The sequence below is a fragment of the Brachyspira catarrhinii genome, assembly GCF_005518285.1.
GTDB classification, from domain to species: domain Bacteria; phylum Spirochaetota; class Brachyspiria; order Brachyspirales; family Brachyspiraceae; genus Brachyspira; species Brachyspira catarrhinii.
Map to the genome: position 1 here is coordinate 1 of NZ_SJDU01000578.1, position 1,070 is coordinate 1,070.

General features: G+C 23.3%; 1 pseudogene. It reads right to left on the reverse strand.

Annotation, left to right across the window (positions count from 1 at the left end):
* Positions 1-1,070: pseudogene (locus EZH24_RS14350) on the reverse strand (hypothetical protein); the annotation flags it as partial.

The following is a 1,070-nucleotide window of genomic DNA, read 5'->3' on the forward strand; positions in this document are numbered from 1 at the left end:
AGCGGCGTCATATCGAGTTCAAAATATAAATTGCACATATAAATAAAATCGTTTGAAAATAAATTATGATTGATTAAAGTCATTTCAAAATTGCTGTTTATAAAACATTTTTTATTTAAATTATTCTTATTATAATAAATATTTTTCAAAGAAATAATCGCTTCTTCGTAAAAAGACATTTCCAAAAGTCCGAGCAAAAACATGGAATACAAAATATTATTATAATCTTCGGTTTTTAGAATAATATCGTATTTTTCTTTAAGCTCGAATAATAATTTTGATTTCGATATGACGCCGCTATTTTCCAATATTTTCAAAATTTTTTTATAATAATGCGAATAATTTTTATAAAATCTTTTCGATATGATTTCTATTCGCTCTTGTAAATCTTCCGATAAAAAATTTTTTATATTATCGTATTCGAGTAAAATAAATCCTCGATTGTCTAATTTTATCAAATCCAATTTCAAACATATATTCGCTATAAGATTTGGGTTTATATTGAAACTTAAAAATTTAATTTCAATATCGTCAATATTTAGTTTTTGCGAGTCGGCTTCGTAAAGCAAAGTTTCAATATCGTTTAAAATATTTATATGATTGTATATGAAAGCGGAAGAATAAATATTTTCGTCAAAACTATTTTCTATTTTTTCAATTACTTTATTGTTGTTTATTCCAATATAAGTTTTAAAATCCTCTTTGTAAAAATAAATGCAGAATATATTTGCATCGCATAAAATCGATAAATCTTCGTCCAAAATTTTTAATTTGTTTTTTTCAAAAATTCCGCCGTTTTCGTATATGGAAATTATATTCTTAAAATATTTTTTATATATATTTTCGTCATATTCTATTTCGATAAAATTTTTAATTTTCAATTCTTCTAAAATTATATTTTCGATTATTTCTTTTATATTTGGAAGAAAATATAAAATATCGTCTCCCGAATTCAATCTCCTTCTTCTCATTCTAACATATATCAAGCCAGAATCTTTTATATCTTCCACAAAATTAAAAAATATCGGCAACTGTTTCGGTTGATAATTGAGAGAGTAGGCTATATCGAT